Origin of the sequence: Eubacterium sp. AF19-12LB (assembly GCF_003479125.1) — a bacterium.
Lineage (GTDB): Bacteria > Bacillota > Clostridia > Lachnospirales > Lachnospiraceae > Eubacterium_U > Eubacterium_U album.
Genome location: NZ_QUGP01000008.1, coordinates 49,578 through 72,106, shown reverse-complemented (window position 1 = coordinate 72,106; position 22,529 = coordinate 49,578). Strand labels below are relative to the sequence as shown.

At 31.7% G+C, this 22,529-nt stretch carries 21 protein-coding genes; all 21 read left to right on the top strand.

Annotation, left to right across the window (positions count from 1 at the left end; all coding sequences use genetic code 11):
* Nucleotides 1-3 precede the first annotated feature (3 nt).
* The 21 genes from DWX29_RS09155 (at nucleotide 4) to DWX29_RS09055 (ending at nucleotide 22,388) form a co-directional block, all read left to right on the top strand.
* On the top strand, nucleotides 4-1,011 hold the full coding sequence (locus DWX29_RS09155; protein ID WP_022088909.1) for a LacI family DNA-binding transcriptional regulator: 1,008 nt from the start codon (nucleotides 4-6) through the stop codon (nucleotides 1,009-1,011).
* A 12-nt stretch (nucleotides 1,012-1,023) separates the two neighbouring features.
* Nucleotides 1,024-1,953, top strand: a complete 930-nt coding sequence (locus tag DWX29_RS09150) for a glycosyltransferase (protein WP_022088908.1) — start codon at nucleotides 1,024-1,026, stop codon at nucleotides 1,951-1,953.
* 255 nt (nucleotides 1,954-2,208) lie between these two features.
* Nucleotides 2,209-3,834, top strand: a complete 1,626-nt coding sequence (locus DWX29_RS09145; protein ID WP_118565705.1) for a glycosyltransferase — start codon at nucleotides 2,209-2,211, stop codon at nucleotides 3,832-3,834.
* A 104-nt stretch (nucleotides 3,835-3,938) separates the two neighbouring features.
* A complete protein-coding gene (locus tag DWX29_RS09140; RefSeq protein WP_022088906.1) occupies nucleotides 3,939-5,150 on the top strand; it encodes an mORN motif protein in 1,212 nt (403 codons plus the stop codon).
* A 2-nt stretch (nucleotides 5,151-5,152) separates the two neighbouring features.
* Nucleotides 5,153-5,887 carry a hypothetical protein gene (locus tag DWX29_RS09135; RefSeq protein WP_118565704.1) on the top strand — a complete coding sequence of 245 codons (735 nt, stop codon included), beginning with the start codon at nucleotides 5,153-5,155 and terminating at the stop codon, nucleotides 5,885-5,887.
* Nucleotides 5,865-7,757 (top strand): DUF2142 domain-containing protein, encoded by a 1,893-nt coding sequence (locus DWX29_RS09130; protein WP_158574530.1) that lies wholly within the window; start codon nucleotides 5,865-5,867, stop codon nucleotides 7,755-7,757. The genes DWX29_RS09135 and DWX29_RS09130 overlap by 23 nt, the downstream gene beginning before the upstream one ends.
* A 56-nt stretch (nucleotides 7,758-7,813) precedes the next feature.
* Nucleotides 7,814-8,785 carry a glycosyltransferase family 2 protein gene (locus DWX29_RS09125; RefSeq protein ID WP_118565702.1) on the top strand — a complete coding sequence of 324 codons (972 nt, stop codon included), beginning with the start codon at nucleotides 7,814-7,816 and terminating at the stop codon, nucleotides 8,783-8,785.
* A 157-nt stretch (nucleotides 8,786-8,942) separates the two neighbouring features.
* A complete protein-coding gene (locus tag DWX29_RS09120) occupies nucleotides 8,943-9,725 on the top strand; it encodes a glycosyltransferase (protein ID WP_022088902.1) in 783 nt (260 codons plus the stop codon).
* Nucleotides 9,726-9,809: 84 nt separating this feature from the next.
* A complete protein-coding gene (locus DWX29_RS09115) occupies nucleotides 9,810-10,307 on the top strand; it encodes an SseB family protein (RefSeq protein WP_118565701.1) in 498 nt (165 codons plus the stop codon).
* A gap of 171 nt (nucleotides 10,308-10,478) precedes the next feature.
* On the top strand, nucleotides 10,479-10,772 hold the full coding sequence (locus DWX29_RS09110) for a hypothetical protein (protein ID WP_118565700.1): 294 nt from the start codon (nucleotides 10,479-10,481) through the stop codon (nucleotides 10,770-10,772).
* A 130-nt stretch (nucleotides 10,773-10,902) separates the two neighbouring features.
* The gene (spoVT, locus tag DWX29_RS09105) at nucleotides 10,903-11,451 is read left to right on the top strand and encodes a stage V sporulation protein T (protein ID WP_022088899.1); all 549 of its coding nucleotides are present in this window, start codon (nucleotides 10,903-10,905) and stop codon (nucleotides 11,449-11,451) included.
* 265 nt (nucleotides 11,452-11,716) lie between these two features.
* The gene (locus DWX29_RS09100) at nucleotides 11,717-11,989 is read left to right on the top strand and encodes an HU family DNA-binding protein (protein ID WP_022088898.1); all 273 of its coding nucleotides are present in this window, start codon (nucleotides 11,717-11,719) and stop codon (nucleotides 11,987-11,989) included.
* Nucleotides 11,990-12,223: 234 nt separating this feature from the next.
* Nucleotides 12,224-12,466 carry an RNA-binding S4 domain-containing protein gene (locus DWX29_RS09095; protein ID WP_118565699.1) on the top strand — a complete coding sequence of 81 codons (243 nt, stop codon included), beginning with the start codon at nucleotides 12,224-12,226 and terminating at the stop codon, nucleotides 12,464-12,466.
* Between the two features lie 210 nt (nucleotides 12,467-12,676).
* Nucleotides 12,677-12,961 carry a sporulation protein YabP gene (yabP, locus tag DWX29_RS09090; RefSeq protein ID WP_243003062.1) on the top strand — a complete coding sequence of 95 codons (285 nt, stop codon included), beginning with the start codon at nucleotides 12,677-12,679 and terminating at the stop codon, nucleotides 12,959-12,961.
* Nucleotides 12,958-13,425 carry a spore cortex biosynthesis protein YabQ gene (gene yabQ, locus DWX29_RS09085; protein WP_022088895.1) on the top strand — a complete coding sequence of 156 codons (468 nt, stop codon included), beginning with the start codon at nucleotides 12,958-12,960 and terminating at the stop codon, nucleotides 13,423-13,425. The genes yabP and yabQ overlap by 4 nt, the downstream gene beginning before the upstream one ends.
* Nucleotides 13,362-13,760 (top strand): septum formation initiator family protein, encoded by a 399-nt coding sequence (locus tag DWX29_RS09080; RefSeq protein ID WP_118565698.1) that lies wholly within the window; start codon nucleotides 13,362-13,364, stop codon nucleotides 13,758-13,760. The genes yabQ and DWX29_RS09080 overlap by 64 nt, the downstream gene beginning before the upstream one ends.
* 490 nt (nucleotides 13,761-14,250) lie before the next feature.
* Nucleotides 14,251-15,954, top strand: coding sequence for a SpoIIE family protein phosphatase (locus DWX29_RS09075; RefSeq protein WP_022088893.1), 1,704 nt, complete (start codon nucleotides 14,251-14,253; stop codon nucleotides 15,952-15,954).
* A gap of 62 nt (nucleotides 15,955-16,016) precedes the next feature.
* A complete protein-coding gene (gene tilS, locus DWX29_RS09070) occupies nucleotides 16,017-17,462 on the top strand; it encodes a tRNA lysidine(34) synthetase TilS (RefSeq protein ID WP_022088892.1) in 1,446 nt (481 codons plus the stop codon).
* A gap of 20 nt (nucleotides 17,463-17,482) precedes the next feature.
* Nucleotides 17,483-18,004: a hypoxanthine phosphoribosyltransferase gene (gene hpt, locus DWX29_RS09065; protein WP_022088891.1), complete on the top strand. Its 522-nt coding sequence runs from the start codon at nucleotides 17,483-17,485 to the stop codon at nucleotides 18,002-18,004.
* A gap of 95 nt (nucleotides 18,005-18,099) precedes the next feature.
* Nucleotides 18,100-19,908: an ATP-dependent zinc metalloprotease FtsH gene (gene ftsH / locus DWX29_RS09060; RefSeq protein WP_022088890.1), complete on the top strand. Its 1,809-nt coding sequence runs from the start codon at nucleotides 18,100-18,102 to the stop codon at nucleotides 19,906-19,908.
* Nucleotides 19,909-20,363: 455 nt separating this feature from the next.
* Nucleotides 20,364-22,388 (top strand): glycoside hydrolase family 13 protein, encoded by a 2,025-nt coding sequence (locus DWX29_RS09055; protein ID WP_118565696.1) that lies wholly within the window; start codon nucleotides 20,364-20,366, stop codon nucleotides 22,386-22,388.
* The last annotated feature ends 141 nt before the right edge of the window (nucleotides 22,389-22,529 follow it).

Sequence of the window (22,529 nt, the reverse complement as noted above, 5' to 3'; positions counted from 1 at the left end):
AGTATGGCTACAATCAAAGATGTGGCGAAATTAGCTCAGGTAAGCCCCTCAACAGTATCAAGAATTTTGAATGAGGATCCTACTTTGAGTACATCGCTTGAAACTAAGAAAAAAGTTATTAATGCAGCAAAGGAACTTAAGTACAACAAGAGTAAGAAAATGTCTAAAGCTATTTTTACATTGGGAATTATTCAATGGTTTTCTGAACAACAGGAAGCAAAGGATAATTATTATCTTAAGGTAAGAAGAGGAATAGAGGATTTTTGTGTTAAGAACTGCATTAATGTTGTGAGAACTTTCAAGTCAAATCCCAACTATTTAGAACAAATTGAAGATGCTGACGGAATTATTTGTATTGGTAAATTTAGCAACGAAGAAGTCGAAAAATTTATGAGCATTACAAAGAATATAGTCTTTTTGGATATGTCATTCCATGATTATAAGGCAACTACATTTTCACTTGATTTTGAAATGGCAGTTAATGAGGCACTTACATATCTTATAGAATTAGGCCATAAAGAAATTGCGTTTTTAGGTGGTAGAGAATTTCTGGGCGAAGAGAATGATAATGTAGTATATGAAGATTATAGAAAAAAAGCATTTATTAAATTCTGTGAGAAAAATGAGATAGATTACAATAAATATCTTATAGAAGGAAGATATTCCATGGAATCAGGATATCAAATGATGAATGAAATTCTAGAAAAAAAACAGTTGCCTACAGCGGTGTTTGCTGCAAGTGACCAGATTGCATTTGGTGCAATGAAGGCAATTAGAGAGCATGATCTTAATATTCCAGAAGATATTTCATTGATTGGATTTGATGATTTGGAAATGACAAGATATACGGCACCTGCACTTACGACACTTCATGCACCTGCATATGAAATGGGTCAGTATGGTGTAAATTCCTTATTTGCAGCATCAAATTTAGCAATCAAGACAACAATTAAAGTAAAATTACCATGTCATTTGGTTGTAAGAGATTCCTGCATGGCGATAAATGAATAAAGGAGAATTGGCATGAGTCAACCGAAAGTAAACATTTTGCTGGCAACGTATAACGGCGAAAAATTTTTGAAAACTCAATTGGACAGTCTTATTGAACAGACTTATGAAAATATTGATATATATGTAAGAGATGACTGCTCTACAGATAATACAGTTGAATTTATTAAAAATTATATCGAAAGCAATAAATCAGGTAAGAGGATAATTCTTTTAGAAAATAATGGAGTTAATTTACGACCTCCGAAATCATTTTACCAGATAGCAAGAGAATGTGAACCGGCAGAATATTATGCATTTTGCGATCAGGATGACGTATGGTACCCTGATAAAATTAAATGGGCGGTTGAAGAACTTGAGAAGAAAAAAGATACAAATAAACCTTTGGTTTATTTTTCAGCATATGATTATTACATGAGTGATGGAAGCTTTATCCGTCACTCGCCGGAGCAAAAAGAAAACATTGGTTTAACAGATGTTTTATACTGTACTCCTGCATCAGGATTTTTGCTTGTATTTAATCATGAAGCATGTAAACAATTTATTTTAGATGTAGACCCCGGAATAGAAATGCATGACAGATGGCTCATCAGATGTTGTGTATGTTTTGGTGATACGATTTATGATAAGCGTTTTACGGCTTCGCATATAAGACATACGGAAGCTGTTACAGCTGAGGATTCTAATACAATAGGTCTGTTAAAAGGATTCTTCCAAAAGGAAGTGTTTGGCCCTGCAAGCGTTGAAGCAAAACAGAACCTTATCTATTTTGCAAAAGTGTTTGAGGATAGATTGTCAAATGAACAAAAGAAGAAAATGGCATTATTTATAAAGAAAAATGGTCTTATAACACAGATTAGAAAAATATTTTATCCACATGCACTGCGCTCAAGAGTGCCGGGAGATATTGCCTTAAGAATTTTATTCGTTTTGGGACGAGCTTAAAATGATTTAGAACGGGCTTAGAATGATACAGGTATATTAAGTCCGTTTGTGAAAATTTGATTGTTGACTTATATAAATCAATATTAAGTTTATATTGATAAGTTAAGCAAAATTAAGGCATATATTTTAATAAAGTTGTTATTTTTTCCATATTAGTGTATGATTAATCAGTTGTCGATTGAATAGGAATGCCCAAGAAACTTTGGCAGGATAACTAACAGATGAATGTCTGTGAAATGAAAGGAAGAATTGGAAATGAATTTGAAGAATGGTATTGATCTCTTTAAACAGTACGGTTTACACGATTTCACTCTTAGATTTATGGAGTGGTTTGATACGAAGAAAAGAGACAGATATTATCAAAATAATATAGAAAAATTTTTACCTGGAGAAGATGAGTTAAATGAACAAAGAAAAGTGAAGTTTGAATATGCACCGTTAGTAAGTATTGTAGTGCCTGCATATGAGACTGCACCTGTTTTTCTCAGACAGCTTGTTGACAGTGTATTAGAACAGACATATTCAAATCTTGAATTATGTATCGCAGACGGAAGTAACACAACAATTGTTAAAGATACATTAAATGAATATAAAGATGAGAGAATCAGCTATATAAAATTAAGTAAGAATGATGGAATTTCAAATAATACAAATGAAGGATTTGATAATGCTAAGGGAGAATATATAGCATTGTTAGACCATGATGATTTGCTTACACCAAATGCATTATATGAAATGGTTAAGGAACTTAATGCACATGATAAAATTCCTGATATGGTTTATTCAGATGAAGATAAAATCGTAGCAGATACAGGAAAGCTAATTAATCCGGCATTTAAACCGGATTTAAACGAAGAATTTTTAAGACATACAAATTATATCTGCCACTTTTTAATGTTTTCAAGAGAATTGTTAGATAAAGTCGGTGGATTAAATCAGGAATTTGATGGGGCTCAGGATTTTGAATTCGTATTAAGATGTAACGGTGCAGGAGCTGACATAAAGCATGTACCAAAAATTTTATATCATTGGAGAATTCATCCTGATTCAACAGCAGCAAATCCAAACAGTAAATTATATGCTTTTGAAAATGGAAATAAAGCAATTAAAAAATATTTGACAGAAATCGGAGAAGACGGAACTCCGGCGCTTACTAAAGATTTAGGATTTTATAAAATTGATTATGATTTAAAAGGTGATTATAGCGTAACTGTTTTAGCTAATGATGAAAAACAGATTAATGAAATGAAGAAAAAACAGAGAGAAATGTCAAATCTTCATATTGAATATAAAGTTGTAAAAGGTCAGCTTTCAAAAGAAATGGAAGCAGTTAAGACTGAATACGTTGTGGTCGCAGATAATGATGCTATTCCTATGACAGACAATTGGGTAGAAGAATTACTTAAATACTGTCAGTGGAAACATGTTGGAATAACAGGTGTAAAATGCCTTAATAAAAATAAGAAAATTGAAAGCTGTGGACTTAATTATGACAGTAATGCAACTGCATCAAGTCTGTTTTATCATTTGCCTTCAATTTTTAGAGGATATTGTCATAGAGCAGACGGACCTCAGAATGTTATGGGTGTGTCTTTAAAATTGGTAATGTTTAGAACTAACGTAATTAAAGAAGTTGGTGGAATAAATGAAAAATTTAGTTTCCCATATAGAGATTTAGATGTTTGCTTTAAAATAGATGAAGCAGGTTATGATGTTATTTTAAATACTGATGTTCACGTAAAATTAGCAGACAATCTTAACTATAATGATGAAAAATCTCAGAAAGAGTTCAAAAAGGTCTGGGAAGATAAATTAAAGAAAGAAAACAAATATTACAATGCTAATTTAGTACAAAGTAATGGAAAGTTTATGTTTAAGTAGATTATAAAGTGGAAACAAAATGAGCAAAGTTCATTTTGATAAAAGTTTCTGATGAATGGCCACTGACCAAATAGATGGTGCAATACAGATTATAGGAGGAAAATATGAGTAAGCATAAGTTGCTTGTTGCAATATTTGCAGTGGGAATGACAGCTGCTGTTTTTGCAGGATGCTCAAATGAAAAAAACACTTCTAACGGAACTATTACAAGTGGAATAACGCTTTTTGGTAACAAGTATACAGGGAGTTATACAGGGAAACTTAATAATGGAAATCCTGAAGGAAAGGGCGTAATTGAAGTAGACGGTGATATAGTTTCTAAGGTTGAAGGAACGTGGAAAGATGGAAGCCTTGATGGAAAATGTACGATTACATATAGTGATGGTAGCATAGAAGAAGGCGACATGGTTGAGAATCGATTTGACGGAGAAATTACAAAAACATTTGCTGATGGAACATATAATGTTATGAATTATAATTCAGGGATTCCAAATGGTGCCATTAAGTATTATGACAGTAAGGGAACGTTAACTGATTATGATTGGAATTATGAACAGGTTCCAATTAAAAAACTAATTTCGCAGGTAAAGGACGTAAAATACTCACAGTTAATATATTATCCTGATAATTATGTTGGAAAAATGATAAAAGCTACAGGTACGGTGGAGTCTGTTTATGAAGCTAAAATAAATGCATATATAACAATTAAGGATTCTGATGGAAAAATTTATGTTTGCAAATGCAAAAACATGAAAGTATTTAATGGCAGACAGTCTATTTCACAGACATATAAAGTCGGAGATAAAGTTCAGGTTTATGGATATTTATTAAAAACTGATATGTATACACATTTTAATGACGATAAGAGTACAAAGTATAATCAGTACACAGGTACATTGCCATATGTAGAAGTTGTTTACAGTTACGACGTAAATGCAGGAGAATTTAATCCGTTAAATCCTTCATATACATATGAAGATGTTGCAAAGAATCCATATGGCTATGCCGGAATGAAAGCAAAAGTCAATGGAAAAGTTAATTATATAGAACTTAACAATAAGAAAAATACGGCTACTATAAAGTTAGAAGTTGGGGACAAACAGTTTTATTATGTTAATTTTAAATATAACAAAAAGACAAAAGTGCTTCCAGCTATAAATGATGAAATTACAATTGAAGGTAAATATTACGGCATTTACAAAGAAGAATATATTAAAAACGTAGATGATATTGGACTGGTAGATGACGATGATATTGAGTATAGATATGAGGTATATCCTTATATTAATGCTAAAAATGTTATAGAGAATAAATAATAATGGGTAAAAGTATGCTTAATAAATATAATAAAAATCTTAGTATTATAATTTTAGGGATTGCATTGGTTGTCTACATTTTATTTATGGCTGTTACCGGAAGGATTTTTGATGTAGGCAAATCTACAATAGCGGCAAATACAAACGAAGATACAGAGTATACGGTTGGACGTATTTCTAATGACAGGGAATATTCCATAGTTGTAGACAAGAAGGTTAGCAACCTTAAAAGCATTTCTCTTAAGATAAAAGATTTAAGAGAAAAATATACGCAGGAAAAAAGAAACAATGGAATTATTTCCATAAAGTTTTATGATAATGAATCAGGAAAAGTTCTAGGCGAAAAAGAGTTAGAAGTTCAGGATATCATGTTAACATTATATTATGCTGAAGAATCTTCAGACAGCTCAGTTGCATATTCAAACATAGAATGTCACGATTTAAAAATTAGTGCTGATTCTTTAAAAATTGTTGTGAAAGGCAAAAATATTCCACAGGACAGTGAACTTGTTATTTATGGTAACAGACAGGATAAAATTGAAAATTTAGCATCATATGATGATGATATGCAGATAAGTGGAAATATTTTATGTATTGTAGTTGAAGGAAGAAAGAAAATTTCTACAGATTTTTTGTGGGGATTAGTATTGATTGCCTTTATAGGAATTACAGTTAATTTTCTTAAAATGAAAGCAAATGCCAATGGAGGGTCTAATGGTAAAAAGAATAACAAATAAAATACCGAAGCCTTTAGCGTATGCAATTGTATTATTTCTAATTGTTGTATTAACGTTTGTAATCGAATTTTTTGGCTTTAATTTTAAGAGTATAAGATATGGACTTAAAGATACAACTTTTACTAATTTTACAGTTAAAAATAACTCAATTGAAGTTAAGTTAAAAAAGACTACTTACATAGGAAAGGTACAGATATATGGATTATCAGAAGAAAATAAAATAATCCATTACAGTTTTGAAGTTACTACTGTATCGTCTTATGGAAAAGAAAATAAAAAAGGATATAATGACATATTGTATCCTGAATTAAAAACAGGGGTGACTTCTGTAGGGGAATACGGAAACAAGATTAAAATTGATGTTCCTAAAGAATACGTGGACTGTATAAAAGCAGTTAAGATTAAAAATTCATTTACACCTAACAAATATAGAATGTGCTTTATATTTTCAGTACTTGTGATGCTTGCAATGATTATTTTATGTAAGGATATTCTTAGAAAAAGAATAGAGCTGTTCTTCGTTGTATCAGGTTTTTTAATCGGAGTATCATTAATTTATTCTACAGGCGCAACACCGTTTACATGGGATGAAGAAACACATTTTAAGGCCGTATATGAAAATGCCTACGGAGATTTAGTAGATAACACGAGTGCAGTTGTTAAGTATGAGGAAAAAGTAGGAATTCCTGCATATAACACTTTGGAGGAAAAAAATCTCGTAGACCAATACATGAATGCTAATGATAAAAAAGTAATTTCAAGAACAAATAAGGCAGTTGCAACAAATTATACTGCAGTAGCATATATACCTCAGATTCTTGGAGCAAAAATTGCAAGAGCACTACATTTAAGCTTTTCTAATATGCTGATGCTTATTAAATTTATGAACTTAATTGTATATCTTGTTGTTATGGTGATTGCAATAAAGATGACAAAAGTATGTAAATATGCACTTGTTTGTATAGCATTAATGCCTACAAGTATTTTACAGGCAAGTTCTATAACATATGATGGCTTTGTTTTATGCTTTGTTTCACTTGGAGTTGTATTGCTGATAAATGAAATTATTAGTGATGAAGAAAAGATAAATACAAAGTTATTAGTAGCCGGAATGGTTGCAATTACAGTGGGAAGTTTATCTAAGATGGTTTATGCACCATTAGTTATGCTTGCACTATTTATTCCTAATAGGAAATTTTCAAGTAAAAAGAGTGTAATCTGGTTTAAACTTGGAATATTGGCTGTATGTGGATGGATGCTTACAACATTTGTGTTGCCAACAATAGCAAGTATGATTTCACCGGATGTTACGGCAACTGTGGATATCAGAGGTGGAGATACAAACTCAGGAAGTCAGATTGGAAACATTATTGGACAGCCATTTAATTATGCAAAAGAATTGTTATCAAGTATATTTAGTTTTGAAAACTTTGGTATTTCAGCTGAGACAAGAGACCCATATACAATTGGTAATTTAATGCTTATGAATTATGGTGGAACAGTCGTAGGACCGGATAAATTTGCTTATGTAATAATGGCACTTATTATGATTTTAATTTGCAAAAATAAAGAAGAAAAGCCTCTTAATGTAAAAACAAAATTAGGTGTTTGGGGACTTATCTTTATTATTGTTGTATTGATATGGACAGCAATGTATCTTGCATTTACACCTGTAGGTCAGAAGGCTATAGTAGGTGTACAGGCCAGATATTATCTTCCAATATTGTGGCTGGCTATAGTAGCTGCATATAACGGGAAATTATGTATTAATGTAACAAAAACAGGTTACGCCCGATTGCTTACCGGAATCATGACATTTATAACTGCATATGGACTTTTGGCGGTATTAATTGTTCAAAAGCTAGCATAAAAGGAAAGGCTTTTACAAAATCTGATTTTGTAAAGCCTTTTTGAGAGGTTTAGGAAATGGATAAAAAAGTATCAATTGTAATACCTGCATATAACAGTGAAAAATATATAAAGGATTGTATTTTGTCACTGCAAAGGCAGACATATAAAAATATAGAAATTATAGTTGTTAATGATGGCTCAAAGGATTCAACGCTAGAAATATTAAACGAGCTTGCAAAAGAATATAATAATTTAATTGTTCTTACACAGGAAAATCATGGAATAGCTTATACAAGAAACAGAGGAATCGAATTTGCCACAGGTGAATATCTGATGTTTATGGATAATGATGATTCCATGAAAGAAGACTGTATAGAAATGCTGCTAAGCAGAATTTTGGAAACTGATGCTGATATGGTAATTGGTGGATACAGGCGAATTACTCCTGGAGGAAAAGTTTTAGATGAAATGGTTCTCACAAAAGATGAATGGGCAAAGTTTAGAATGATAAGTCCTTGGGGACGTATTATGAAAACGCAATTTGTCAGAGAACATAATCTTAAATTTGGCGATTATAAAATGGGAGAGGATTCATATTTTAATGTTACAGCTTACGGCGAAAGTGACAAAATCATAACAACAGATTATGTGGGTTATAATTGGATTTACAGAGATGAGTCGGTTTCAAATACAACTCAGAAAAAAGTGGCAAATTCTCCAATTCCTTTTCTTGAAGGGTTAATAGAGAGAAATAAAAATCAAAAATATATGAAGCCTAAAATGTTTGAGTATTTTGTTATAAAATATGTTATCTGGAATTTGACCTTTATATGTAAACAGAGTACTAAAAAAGAAATGTCAAAAGCGTATACAGAATATTTTAACTGGTTATCCGGGAAGATTCCTGATTATAAGAAAAATCCTTATGTGGGACTTGGAAAGCCTAAAGGTGAAACAGCTTTAATAAGACTAATTGTAACTATATTTTGCAAAATGCCAAAGAGCATAGTAATATGTATAATGATGCTATATAAAAAGATTGTATAAATAGAGAGCAACAGAATTAAAAAAATGGGAACAAACAATGTTAAAGTTTAGTAATCGTGAATAATAAGCAATGATATAGTTTGGTAAACCAAAATAATAAACAATAGTAGAGCAAAAAAACTTAGTAAATAACAACAGAGTTTTTAGGAGAAGAAAGATGAAACATTCATTTGTAATATGTGCATACAAAGAAAGTCCTTTTTTAGAGGAATGCATACAGTCATTAGAAAAACAGACAGTAAAAAGTACAATTAAAATGGTTACTTCAACACCTAATGAGTATATTGCTGATATGGCAAAAAAACACAATATAGAACTGATAGTAAACGAAGGTCAGGGAGGAATTGTCCAAGACTGGAATTTCGGATATAAACAGATTGATACTCCTTATGTGACAATTGCACATCAGGATGATGTATATTTTCCAGAGTATACAGAAACTTTATTAAAGGAATTTGAAAGAAGCAAACATCCTTTGATTTTCTTTACAGATTACTGGGAACTTAGAAATGGTGAATATGTTAAAGAAAACAAATTACTTAAAGTTAAAAGAATCATGCTTATACCATTAAAGACAAGATTGTTTTTTAACAGCAGATTTGTAAGAAGAAGAATATTATCATTTGGATCACCTATTTGTTGCCCTTCAGTAGGATATGTCAGAGCAAATTTGCCGAATCCTATTTTTGAAGTTGGATTTAGAAGCAATGAAGACTGGCAGGCATGGGAGAAACTTTCTAAACTTAAAGGAAGCTTTATTTATTGCAAAAAGCCATTAGTGGCACATAGAATACATGAAGATTCAGAAACATCAGCCATTATTGCCGATAATAAGAGAAGCGATGAAGATGAAGTTATGTTTTCAAAATTCTGGCCTAAATTTATTGTTAAGATATTAGTAAAATTTTATGCTAAAGGTCAGGATTCTAACAATATGTAATTTATTAAAGAGTGGAAGGTTCAATGAAAACGTTAGTATATTGTTAGGATTTTAATTATGTGATTCATTGAGGTTATAATATAAATGAGTAAAAAGATAAAAAATAATTTGCCGGATGATTTGAATGGTTCACAGGATAATTTAGAAAATGTGAGAACAGATTTAAATTCGGATAATATGAAAGATGAGGGCTTAAAGGATAATATTAAGATTGAAAATGCGATTGCAGCATTGCAGCAGGAAAGCACTCAGGAAATGTTAGCTCATACTTTAACAGTTATCCGAAGAAGAATGAAGGAAAAAGGCAGATTAATTATTGCGGTTGAGCCACCTAAAGCAGATGGGAATTTGAATATTCAGGCAATTAAGACAGATGATGGAAGAATGTGGTGGATGGCGTTTACAAGTTTTGATGAGGAAGTTAAAGGAAGCGGTAGTGTAATGTCTACTTTTATGAGTGACATTGACAGCTTATTTGTGACAGCCTTAAAAACAGATGGAATAAGTGGAATTATAATTAATCCGTGGAACAAAACAATAATGCTTGATAAGAGATTGATAAGTATTATTATTGGAAAATAATATGATGCCAGGTTCAAAAGGCTTAAGCCCACATAAGCTTGCTCATAAAGGAGTAGGATTATAGGAGTGTGCAGTATGAACAATCTGTAGTCATCAAAGTAAGGGACTTTTGACCACAACGTCATAATTTTAAAGAATTATAAATATAACAAAATTTAAGAGGTGATAATTATGTCAGAAATTAATAGTATTGATGTAGAAGAAGATCAGTTTGCATATCGTTATGATACACAGCTTTTGATTGACAGAAGAAATAAAGATTTAGATGAGGATGAGATATCAGAGTACATAACAGAACATTTTGAAGGTAACTGTCTTATCGCAGTAGGAGATGAAGATTTGATTAAAATTCATTTCCATACAAATGAGCCTTGGAAAGTTTTAGAATATTGTAACTCAATTGGAGAAATTTACGATATTGTAGTTGAAGATATGATTCGTCAGTCAGCAGGCTTACAGGGTTAGAGTAAAATTAAGAATATTATCTTAAGTTTTCCACATACTAACTCCATAACTTAAATTTAGCAAAATAGGATTTAATTACATTAAAGAAAAAATTAAATTCTTTAAAAGATTAGTTATGGAGGATAATAACATGAAAGCGACAGGTATCGTACGAAGAATCGATGAATTGGGGAGAGTTGTTGTTCCAAAGGAAATCAGAAGAACTTTAAGAATAAGGGAAGGCGATCCTTTAGAGATTTTTACAAATAGAGATGGTGAGGTCATTTTAAAAAAATATTCACCAATTGGAGAACTTGACAATTTTGCAAAACAATATGCGGAAGCGTTAGGGCAGACATCAGGCCAAATGATTATGATTTGCGACAGGGATCAGGTAGTTGCTGCATCAGGTGGAGCTAAAAAAGAAAACATAGGAAAGAAGATAAGTAAGGATGTAGAAAACTTAATAGATGAACGTGAAGTCTTTACAACTCATAATAGTTTAAAAAAGGGGATAGCTATCATTGAGGAAGGTGAAGAACCATCTATGGGTGAAGTAATATATCCGATTATCTGTGAAGGAGATGCAGTTGGTGCGGTTGCAATAATTGGAAAAGACATAAAGAATCCAATATCGGTAACTGAACAAAAGTTAGCGGCAGTTGCAGCAAATTTTTTAGGAAAGCAAATGGAGTCTTAAATTTAAACGGGTAAAAAATACAATTAAAATGACAAAATTTTGTGCTAAAAAAAATAAGTCGTAAAAGTTCGAAAAAAATAAAAAAAATGTTTTATGAAAAATGCACATAAAATTTGGCTGAAATCCCCTTAAAATAAGCAAATTACCTTGACAAAGTAAGGGTAAATGATGTATAAAGTTTATTGAAGTACGCGAGGAAAACGTATATTACAGGAACACATGAAATTAAAGTAGTTTCTGAACTAATTTTTAGGAGGATATAAACATGAACAAGACAGAATTTATCGCAGCAGTAGCTGAAGAAGCAGGATTATCAAAGACAGACGCAGCAAAGGCTGTTAAGGCTTTTACAGACGTTGTAACAGAAGAAATGAAGAAGGGTGAAAAAGTACAGTTAATCGGATTTGGTAACTTTGAAGTTTCTAAGAGACCAGCTCGTGAAGGTATCAACCCTGCAACAAAGGAAAAGATCACAATTGCTGCAGCTAATGTACCTAAGTTCAAAGCAGGTAAGGCTTTAAAAGAAGCTCTTAACTAATTTAAAAGAGTAAATATATAAGTGATTTTAAGGGCTTTTGTTATCAAAAGCCCTTTATTTTATACTGCTTTTTAATCATGAAGTTTAGAAATAAATTATAAAATAATTAAATTTACAATAAAATATAAGATTTGTAATTAATAATGTAATTGTGCAAAACAGAAAAGATATCCGGTTAATGAATATAATAGCAGAAAAAAGGATATCTAATTAACAACAAAATCAGGAGGAAACATGAGAATAGATAAATACTTAAAAGTATCAAGAATTATTAAAAGAAGAACAGTAGCTAATGAAGCTTGTGATGCAGGAAGAGTAATAGTAAATGGAAAACCTGTAAAAGCTTCTTACGATGTTAAGATTAACGATGTAATTGAAATTCAATTTGGACAGAGAACGGTTAAAGTTCAGGTATTAAATTTGAATGAAACTGTAAAAAAAGAAGAAACTACAGAAATGTACAAAGATTTGACATAAATTTAAGATAGTATACAAATATAAATGTACTAATGCATCTAATAAAAGAGTGCCTAAATTAGCCCATACAGAAAATATTTGATAGAAATATAAACTTAGATGTTTGGGTCAAAAGCTCTAGCTTTGATACCTACGGATTGTTTTTTTAGTTAGTATAAATAAAAAAAGAGTTTCATATATTTATGTAAGTATAGCTATGTGGGTGATTTAGTGGAGAATGATAATATTTCCAAAGCTCATAAACTTATGATGCTTAACAGGAAATCAATGGAGATTACAGGGGTCGAGGATGTTATTTCTTTTGATACAAAAGAGGTATTACTTGAAACGACAATGGGAATTCTGACTATTAAAGGTGAGGATTTAAAAGTAAATAGGTTAAGTATAGAAAAAGGGGAATTAGAGATTGAAGGAACTGTGGACAGCATGGAATATTCTGAAATCTCATCATATAAAAGAAAAAAAGAAAGCATGCTTAAAAGGATGTTTAAATGATTAAAGATGAACTTATTTTGCTTTTTACTTCACTGTATTGCGGAATAATATTTGCAATTGTATACGATGCTATAAGGATAATAAGAAATCTTATTAAACCACATTTTATTAGAGTGGTTATTGAAGATTTTATATATTGGATATGTGTAGCTTACATATTTTTTAGTATGTTGATTAAAAAAAATTACGGAAATTTAAGATGGTATCCTATATTTGGAATGCTTTTGGCAATGGCAGTTTATGAAATAATAGTAGGAAGAAAATTAGTGTTGAAAATTTCGAAAGTTTTGGAAAAGATAATTAGAACTTTATTAAAACCATTGAAAAAAGCATGGAAACGAATTAAACTAAGAAAGACGAAAATAGAAGAAAAGTTTGCAAAAGGAAATAAGGTGAGTAGATGTCGGAAAAAAGAAAACCACAGGAAAGCATGCAACGCAGACAGCAAAACGGACAACAGGTAAGAAAACCAAGGAAAAGCACTGCTACTTCCAGAGTGAGCAGAGTAAGTAAGAGTAAGAAAAAAAACGATAACAGAGGCATGATAGTTGGAATAAGCCTTGTAGTTATTATGTTATGTGCTATTTTACTTGTACAGACATTTAATGCATATGGAACGTTATCAGATTTAAAGAAACAGAAAAAAGAACTTACGCAGGAATATAATGACCAATTAGAATTATCAGATGAATTAAAAGAAAAAGAAGACTACGTTAAGACAGACGAATATATAGAAGAAATGGCAAGAAAGATGGGATTAGTGTATCCGGATGAAGTAATCTTTAAGCCAGAAGACTAAAGCTATAGGAAATAAGTAAGAAAGCGATTTACGAAGTAAATTTTCCTAAATACAAAAGAAACCAATTTTAAAGATGTTTATATTAATATAATAAAAAATTAATTTTTAAAGAGATTTATTTTCTATATAATTAAAAAAGAAACTGATTTTAAAAGTATATGGAATTAATAGTTATAAGATAATTTAACTTTTTGCATTTACTTTAAAGGTCAGCTTCTTTTTTTTGCTCGTATTTGGACAGATTAAAAAGTCTTTTATTTACTTATGAGTAAGCTCATGTTTGTATAATATACTTGATGTTTATATGAATTTGGCTTTAACCCGCTTATGAACAAATTCATGTGAACTTAGACCTTTTGACCAAGGCGGTCTATAAAAGTTTAAAAGGAAAAAATGTCAAAAAGTCTAAGGAACATAAGGTTATGATTCGACAATTTTGGATATTGACATCCGATATACTGTTGTCAATAAAAAAATGGAGGATTGATTAATGACGCAAAAGGTATTGAAACCATTATTTTTACTTATGATATCCTGGGCAGTAACAGGAATTACATTTTTTGGCTGTAATCCGATAGCTTTGGCATGGTATAGTGCGGGAAACATATTGCCCGTATTTGGAGTAGTGATAGCACCGGTTATGGCAGGGGGAATATATTTTTATCAGGGATTTTTGCCAATGTGCAAGTATACAATGATAATTTTGATGACATATGTGTGTATTAATTTATATAAGAAATGGGCAAAGAATCCAAATCCGTTTATTTTGGCAGGAATTTCGGTTATGACAATGGTTGTTATGGAGGGAGCAGATTTTTATATGAATAATATGGCGTCGCTTCATTGGAGTACATTTAAAATGCTTACATATATTCCGATAATAATGCTTAACTGGTCAACAACCATAATATTTGCATATGGAATAAATAAATTTATGGTTCAGAAAAAATTATCGCCAATAGATGATGGTATGCAAAATGTAGATGCGGAGCAGGTGTTAAAAACGGCGAAAGCTTTTAAGGGAATAGCTTCTAAAATGCAGTATATAAACAGTGAGTATAATGAAAATTTTCAAAACGAATATTTGGAAAATCATATAAATGAGTGTGTGTGTAGCGGATGTGCGAATAGTGAAATACAGTATATGGAAAGGGCAAGGCTTAATTATTTGTGGTTTAGCAAAATGGTGGAAACGAGGGAAGCCATGGCATCACAATTCAATGAAGTAAGTAAAATCGTGGAAAAATTTTTGAGACCGGCAATTAGTGAAGATTTACTTACAGACAGAATGGCAGAAAAAATACAACGAAAATTCAGAGAGAAAAAAATATATGCAAAGAAAATAAGGGTGGTGAAAAATGAGAAAGAATATATAGAAGTAGAGTTTTACGCCAAAAAGAAGAAGAGGGCAAAAGCTACGGTTAGAATGATGACGGATATAATAAGTCGGGTGGTTGGCAAAAAGATGAGAATGGTAAACTTAGAATATGGAAATATACCATTAGAATATGGAAAATTTCAGTTATTAGAGGAGGTGAATTTTCACACATTACAGGGGAGTGCAAAAACAGTTAAAAGAAATGAACAGGTTTCAGGGGATAATTTTACGTATCTTGTGTTAGATAAAGGGCAGACATTTATGAGCATATGCGATGGTATGGGCTCAGGAAGTGTTGCAAATGAGTATAGTGGAATCATAATTGATTTGTTGGAACAGTTTATGGACAGTGGACTGAATGAAAATACAATATTAAGGCTTATTAATTCGGTTTTGCTGACAAAAAGTGGATGGGATATTTCTACTACGGTCGACATGGGAATGATTGATCTATATTCGGGAACATGTAGATTTTTGAAGTCAGGTGCTGCATGCACGTTTATAAAAAGAGGAAACTGGGTAGAATGTATAAAGTCAACATCTTTACCAATAGGAGTTTTAAATGAGGTGGATGTTGAGACTATAACTAAAAAATTGTATGACGGTGATTTTGTAATAATGATTTCAGATGGAATAGTGGAATCATTGCAGTGCGATGATAAAGAAAAGGAGATGGCAAATGTGATAATGGATATAGAGAGTAATAATCCAAAAGAAATGGCACTTATTATTATGAATGAGGCGATAAAACTGTCGGGTGGAGTGCCAAAAGATGATATGACGGTTCTTGTGACAGGAATATGGCGAAAGCATTAAACAAAGAGTATCACATAAATTATTGATTTAAGGTATTTTATGACAATCAAAGTAACAGATAGATGAAAATATTAAACGATTTAACCGGGTTGTTTGACTTTAGAATAAGCATACAGTATATTAAAAATATGATAAAAAAAGTATTGAATTTTATTAAAGAAAACAATATGCTGCAAAATGGAGACAGCGTCGTTCTGGGAGTATCCGGAGGCGCTGATTCCATTTGTATGCTATATGTACTAAAAGAAATAAGCAAATTTATTAATTTAAAACTTGTAGTGGTTCATGTACATCATCATATCAGAGGCAAAGAAGCAGATGGAGATATGGAATATGTTAGAAAAATTTGTGACAAAGAGCATATTCCGTATGAAATTTTTCACATAGATGCTAAAAAAGAGGCAATAGCCAGAGGAATGTCAGAGGAGGAGGCAGGAAGAGTCTGCAGATATGAATGTTTTGCAAAAGTGCAGGAGAAATATAATGCAAATAAAATATCGGTGGCACATAATTTGAATGATAATAGTGAAACTATTTTGTTTAACCTTTTTAGAGGAACCGGAATAAAAGGAATTTCGGGTATCCCTATGCAGCGTGATAACATTGTAAGGCCACTGCTTTGTGTATCTAGAAAAGAGATTGAAAAATATCTTGAAGAAAATCATATATCATATAGGACAGATAAAACAAATTTTGAAACAGAATATAGCAGAAATAAGCTTAGATTAGAATTGATTCCGTATATAAAAGAAAATATAAATAAAAAAGCTGAATATAATATTGTAAATGCCGGAAAAATGTTAGGAGAAATAGAAGATTATTTAGAGATTGAAACAAATAAGACATATGATGAATATGTAGACGAAAATGAAGAAGGAATATTCATCTCATTAAAGGCTTTTGAAATTCATCCGGCTATAGCAAAAAGGATTGTCAGAAAAGGAATTGAGAAAAAAGCAGGAAAATTAAAAGATGTAACGGCGGCGCACGTTGAAAGTATTATAAATTTGGCAAAGCTTGAAGTGTCAAAGTCAGTTAATTTGCCTTATAATATCAAAGCAATAAAAAAGTATAAGGGAATTCTACTTTCGGATTTATCCGATATAAAAATTGAAAAAATTAAGGAGATTCCAATTATTGTAAATAATGAACTTATAAACGAGAATCCGTACAATGGAAAATTTAAAATAGACTTCGAAAACAACGGATTTTCAGTAGATGATATACAGGAATTACTGTATACTAAATGGATTGATTGTGATAAAATAGGTTCGTTAACCTTACGGAATCGTAAAGAGGGTGATTACCTTGTAGTAAATGATTTCGGAAGTAAAAAGAAACTGAAAGAATATTTTATCAATGAAAAAATTCCTAAAGAAGACAGAGATAAAGTATTACTATTGGCCGATGGAAATCATATAGTGTGGATAGTCGGATATAGAATGAGTAGTTACTATAAAGTCAACAGTAATACTAGAAACATAATTAAGATTGAATTTTATAATTAAAAAACAAAGGAGAGAAGAAAATGGCAAGTCATATCGAGGAAATGATTAGTGAAGAACAAATTGATAAAAGAGTTAGAGAGATTGCAAAGCAGATTAGCGAAGATTATAAGGGAAAATCTGTTCGTCTTATCTGTATCCTAAAAGGAAGCGTTTTTTATACATGCGAATTAGCAAAGAGAATATCAATACCGGTAACTCTTGATTTTATGAGTGTATCAAGTTATGGCTCAGGTACTGTAAGTACAGGTGATATTAAAATCAAAAAAGATTTGGATCATGACATAGAAGGATTAAATGTAATTGTTGTTGAAGATATCATTGATTCAGGTAATACATTAAACAAGTTAATACCGTTGTTAAAAGAAAGAAAGCCTGCAAGCATTGCAGTAACAACACTTCTTGATAAACCATCAAGAAGAGAAGTAGATGTTCATGTTGATTATACAGGGTTTGAAATAGAAGATAAATTTGTAGTAGGCTATGGGCTTGACTACGACCAGAAGTACAGAGACTTACCTTTTGTAGGCGTTGTTGAAGAGTAATTTAATATTCAAAAAAAATTTGCCTCCGATTAAGATGACGGATGCGTGAAATTTTACTGACAGCGATACAAAATACTACCATAGGAGGTGAAAAATTGAAGAATAGTTCAAGAGGATTTAGAATTTACTTTATAGTTATAGCATTAATGATTGTAGGTATGTATGCATTTTCAATATTTTCAACGAAAGACAGTGATTATAAATATAATGATTTTATTACTGATTTAAAGGCTGGAAATGTATCAGAAGTTACAATCAGACAAAATAATGAGGTACCATCAGGAAGTATTGTTGTTGTTTTATCAAAGGATAAATCAAGAAAAGTAGTATATGTAACAGATGTAAATAAAGTAATTAGTGATATAGATGAAATAGATACAGATGTTAAGCCTACAGTTACTGATGTTGCAGGTGATAATTCATTGATGATATCAATTATACAGGTGCTATTAATGGCAGGTGTTGTAATTGTTATTATTATGGTTATGAATGGTAGTGCCAATGCAGGCAATGCAAAAATGGCTAACTTTGGTAAGAGCCGCGCAAGACTTGTACTTGATGTTAAGAATATTAATTTCTCAAATGTCGCAGGTCTTATTGAAGAAAAAGAAGAACTTGAAGAAATTGTAGATTTCCTAAGGAATCCTAAAAAATATATAGATTTAGGAGCAAGAATTCCAAAGGGTGTTTTATTAGAAGGCCCTCCGGGAACAGGTAAGACATTATTAGCAAAAGCTGTTGCAGGTGAAGCTAAGGTGCCTTTCTTTACAATTTCAGGTTCTGATTTTGTGGAAATGTTTGTAGGCGTAGGTGCTTCCAGAGTAAGAGATTTATTTGCGGAAGCAAAGAAAAATGCACCATGTATTATATTTATCGATGAAATCGATGCTGTTGCCAGACGAAGGGGAACAGGAATGGGTGGTGGCCATGATGAACGTGAACAGACATTAAACCAGATGCTTGTAGAAATGGACGGATTTGGTGTTAATGAAGGTATCATTGTTATGGCAGCTACTAACAGAGTAGATATTCTTGATCCGGCTATTTTAAGACCGGGACGATTTGACAGAAAAGTATTAGTAGGAAGACCTGATGTTGTAGGCAGAAAGGGAATACTTGAAGTTCATGCAAAGAATAAGCCGTTAGGCGAGGATGTTGATTTGAAAAAAATCGCACAGATTACATCAGGATTTACAGGAGCTGATTTGGAAAACCTCTTAAATGAAGCGGCTATTATTGCAGCAAAATCTGACAGAGCATTTATTATTCAGGAAGATATTGATAAAGCACTTATTAAAGTTGGGGTTGGAAAAGAAAAGAAGAGTAAAATTATTTCTGACAAAGAGAAACGTATTACAGCTTATCACGAAGCAGGCCATGCAATTTTATTCCATGTATTGCCTGACGTAGGACCTGTTCATACGGTTTCAGTTATTCCAACAGGAGCAGGAGCAGCAGGTTATACAATGCCATTACCTGAAAAAGATGAAATGTTTGATACAAAAGGACATATGATTCAGGAAATAATGGTAAGCCTTGGTGGAAGAATTGCAGAAGAAATAATTCTTGATGATATTACAACAGGAGCATCTCAAGATATTAAACAGGCAACTGCAATGGCTAAGGCAATGGTTACAAAATATGGATTTTCTGACAGATTAGGTTTAATAAATTATGATAATGATTCTGAAGAAGTATTTATTGGACGTGATTTAGCACAGTCAAAAGGATATGCAGAACATACAGCATCAGTAATTGATGAAGAAGTAAAAAATATCATTGATACATGTTACAAAGATGCTAAAAAAATTATCGAAGATCATATGGAACAATTACAAAAATGTGCTCAAATGTTGATCGAAAAAGAGAAGATAAACCAACAGGAATTCGAAAGTATTTTTTAACAAAAGTAATAATGACTAATAAAAATGTTTTAAAAAACAAGAAATTGTGTAAAATACTAATAAAAAACAATAATAAACAATAATAAATTGTGCAAAAGATAAAAAGTGTTGTTATCGGTAACAAAACGCTTTACAACAGTTGATTTTATGCTATAATAATTATTGTAAAACCCCCCAATACATTATATAGTTTTTTTTGCTACACCCCAAAGAAAAAACGAATACCTTCTCCGAAAAGGACAGCAGTAGCAGCTGTCCTTTTTGTTTGTATAAAAATAAATAGCACCAATTTATGCAAATATGTAATATAATTTAGTGAGTAGGTTTGGAATAAGATATTGAATAATATATGAAATAATATATATGACAGTTACAAACAGATAGTTGAAAAGTAATGTTTATTTCCTGATTTTTTTTTAGGAAATTTTATATAGTTTTATATTTAGGAGAACAATATGAACCATAATAGAAATTCTATTTTTCATGACGGAACAGAACAGTTTTGCAGATACAATAAACAGACAGATAAATATAGCTTTATACTTCGCGTAGGCCATAGAATGGCAAATGAAGTATATATAATTATTGATAATGAAAGAATTCAAATGACATCATGTTATCAGGATGAAATATTTGAGTATTATACTGTAAGAATTCACCTTGAAAACAGATGTTATAGATATAGATTTGAGATAGATGGAAATGAAATCCTGTTTTACAATATAGCAGGAGCTGATACAAGCTACTCAGATGTTTATGACTTTTCAATAACACCCGGATTTAATACACCGGATTGGGCAAAAGGTGCAGTTATGTACCAGATATATGTAGAACGTTTTTGCAACGGAGATAAAACAAACGATGTTGAAACAAATGAATATGCGTATATTGGAAAAGGCGTAGAAAAAATTGAAGACTGGTATGAAAATCCGGCAGCAGACGATACCAGACAGTTTTATGGTGGTGATTTACAGGGAGTTATAGATAAGATGGATTATTTGGAAAAATTAGGCGTAAAGGCTATTTATTTTAATCCGTTGTTCGTATCTCCTTCAAACCATAAGTATGACACACAGGACTATGATTATATAGACCCTCATTTTGGAAAAATAGTTGTTGATGAGGGGGATGTATTAAAAGATGGAGAGACAGATAATTCAAAGGCAACAAAATACATTTCAAGAGTTACAAATAAGAAAAATCTTGAAGCAAGTAACGAATTGTTTATTGAATTAGTAGAAGAGGCTCATAAACGTGGAATTAAAGTGATTATTGACGGCGTATTTAACCATTGTGGCTCTTTTAACAAATGGATGGATTACGAGGAAATTTATAGAGAAGAGAATGGCTATGAGAAAGGTGCATATATTTCTCAGGACAGCCCATATAATTCTTTTTTTAAATTTAATGGCGGTCAGTGGCCTCACAATTCAACATATGAAGGATGGTGGGGATTTGATACTTTGCCAAAACTTAATTATGAAGATAGTGAAAAGTTGCAACAGTATATTTTAGACATTGCAAAAAAGTGGGTTTCACCTCCTTATAATGTTGATGGATGGAGATTAGATGTTGCAGCTGATTTGGGACATAGTGGTGAATTTAATCATGAATTCTGGCGTAAATTCCGAAAGGCAGTTAAGGAAGCAAATAAGGATGCAATTATTTTAGCAGAACATTATGGCGAAGCGGGAGAATGGCTAAAGGGCGACCAATGGGATACGGTAATGAATTATGATGCGTTCATGGATCCTGTAAGCTGGTTTTTAACAGGTGTTGATAAACATTCTGACAATGTAAAACCGGAACTTAAGGGAAATGCCCACAGCTTTAATGATGCAATGAAATATCATATGGCGCAATTCCAGAATCAGTCGTTATTAGTGGCAATGAATGAATTGTCAAATCATGATCATTCAAGATTTATGACAAGAACAAACGGTATGGCTGGAAGAATTGCAATTGCAGGAGCAGAAGCGGCAAATGAAAATGTAAAGAAAGCCATATTTAAACAGGGAGTCGTAATGCAGATGACTCTGCCGGGAGCACCAACATTGTATTATGGGGATGAAGCCGGCGTGTGTGGATGGACAGATCCGGACAACCGAAGAACATATCCTTGGGGCAAAGAAGATTTTGAATTAATCGAATTTTACAGAGATATGATTTTTATACACAATCATTGCGATGAATTGAAGAAAGGTTCTTACAAGCAATTAGACTGGGGCAACAATTATTTAAGTTATGGACGATTTGATGCATTAAATGGCACAGTAACAGCTATCAATACATCAGACCATGAAATCAATGTGAAAATTCCTGTTTGGCAGTTAAACATTCCAAATGGAAACGTAATGGAACGATTAATGGAAACATCTGAGGAATTGTATAATGTGGGTCGAATTCCGGTAATGGTAGAAAATGGTGATATAGCAGTTACCATTCCTGCATGTAGCGCGGTAGTTTATAGAACAAAATAGATGTGTGTAATAACCCTCAATATATAGATGCATGGAAGAAGCATAAATTATATAAATGTGTAGAATAGACATATATTTTCAGTTAGCAGAAATTATATAAATGTGTAGAATAGACATATATTTCCGGTTAGCATAAAATTA

Bases quoted from the DNA above. Each gene is read 5' to 3' on its own strand.
- DWX29_RS09140 (WP_022088906.1), top strand. From the start codon at position 3,939: ATGAGTAAGCATAAGTTGCTTGTTGCAATATTTGCAGTGGGAATGACA.
- DWX29_RS09080 (WP_118565698.1), top strand. From the start codon at position 13,362: ATGTCGGAAAAAAGAAAACCACAGGAAAGCATGCAACGCAGACAGCAA.
- DWX29_RS09095 (WP_118565699.1), top strand. From the start codon at position 12,224: ATGAGAATAGATAAATACTTAAAAGTATCAAGAATTATTAAAAGAAGA.
- DWX29_RS09120 (WP_022088902.1), top strand. From the start codon at position 8,943: ATGAAACATTCATTTGTAATATGTGCATACAAAGAAAGTCCTTTTTTA.
- DWX29_RS09115 (WP_118565701.1), top strand. From the start codon at position 9,810: ATGAGTAAAAAGATAAAAAATAATTTGCCGGATGATTTGAATGGTTCA.
- DWX29_RS09075 (WP_022088893.1), top strand. From the start codon at position 14,251: ATGACGCAAAAGGTATTGAAACCATTATTTTTACTTATGATATCCTGG.
- DWX29_RS09125 (WP_118565702.1), top strand. From the start codon at position 7,814: ATGGATAAAAAAGTATCAATTGTAATACCTGCATATAACAGTGAAAAA.
- DWX29_RS09145 (WP_118565705.1), top strand. From the start codon at position 2,209: ATGAATTTGAAGAATGGTATTGATCTCTTTAAACAGTACGGTTTACAC.
- DWX29_RS09055 (WP_118565696.1), top strand. From the start codon at position 20,364: ATGAACCATAATAGAAATTCTATTTTTCATGACGGAACAGAACAGTTT.
- DWX29_RS09155 (WP_022088909.1), top strand. From the start codon at position 4: ATGGCTACAATCAAAGATGTGGCGAAATTAGCTCAGGTAAGCCCCTCA.
- DWX29_RS09135 (WP_118565704.1), top strand. From the start codon at position 5,153: ATGGGTAAAAGTATGCTTAATAAATATAATAAAAATCTTAGTATTATA.
- spoVT (WP_022088899.1), top strand. From the start codon at position 10,903: ATGAAAGCGACAGGTATCGTACGAAGAATCGATGAATTGGGGAGAGTT.
- tilS (WP_022088892.1), top strand. From the start codon at position 16,017: ATGAAAATATTAAACGATTTAACCGGGTTGTTTGACTTTAGAATAAGC.
- DWX29_RS09130 (WP_158574530.1), top strand. From the start codon at position 5,865: ATGGTAAAAAGAATAACAAATAAAATACCGAAGCCTTTAGCGTATGCA.
- hpt (WP_022088891.1), top strand. From the start codon at position 17,483: ATGGCAAGTCATATCGAGGAAATGATTAGTGAAGAACAAATTGATAAA.
- DWX29_RS09150 (WP_022088908.1), top strand. From the start codon at position 1,024: ATGAGTCAACCGAAAGTAAACATTTTGCTGGCAACGTATAACGGCGAA.
- DWX29_RS09100 (WP_022088898.1), top strand. From the start codon at position 11,717: ATGAACAAGACAGAATTTATCGCAGCAGTAGCTGAAGAAGCAGGATTA.
- yabQ (WP_022088895.1), top strand. From the start codon at position 12,958: ATGATTAAAGATGAACTTATTTTGCTTTTTACTTCACTGTATTGCGGA.
- DWX29_RS09110 (WP_118565700.1), top strand. From the start codon at position 10,479: ATGTCAGAAATTAATAGTATTGATGTAGAAGAAGATCAGTTTGCATAT.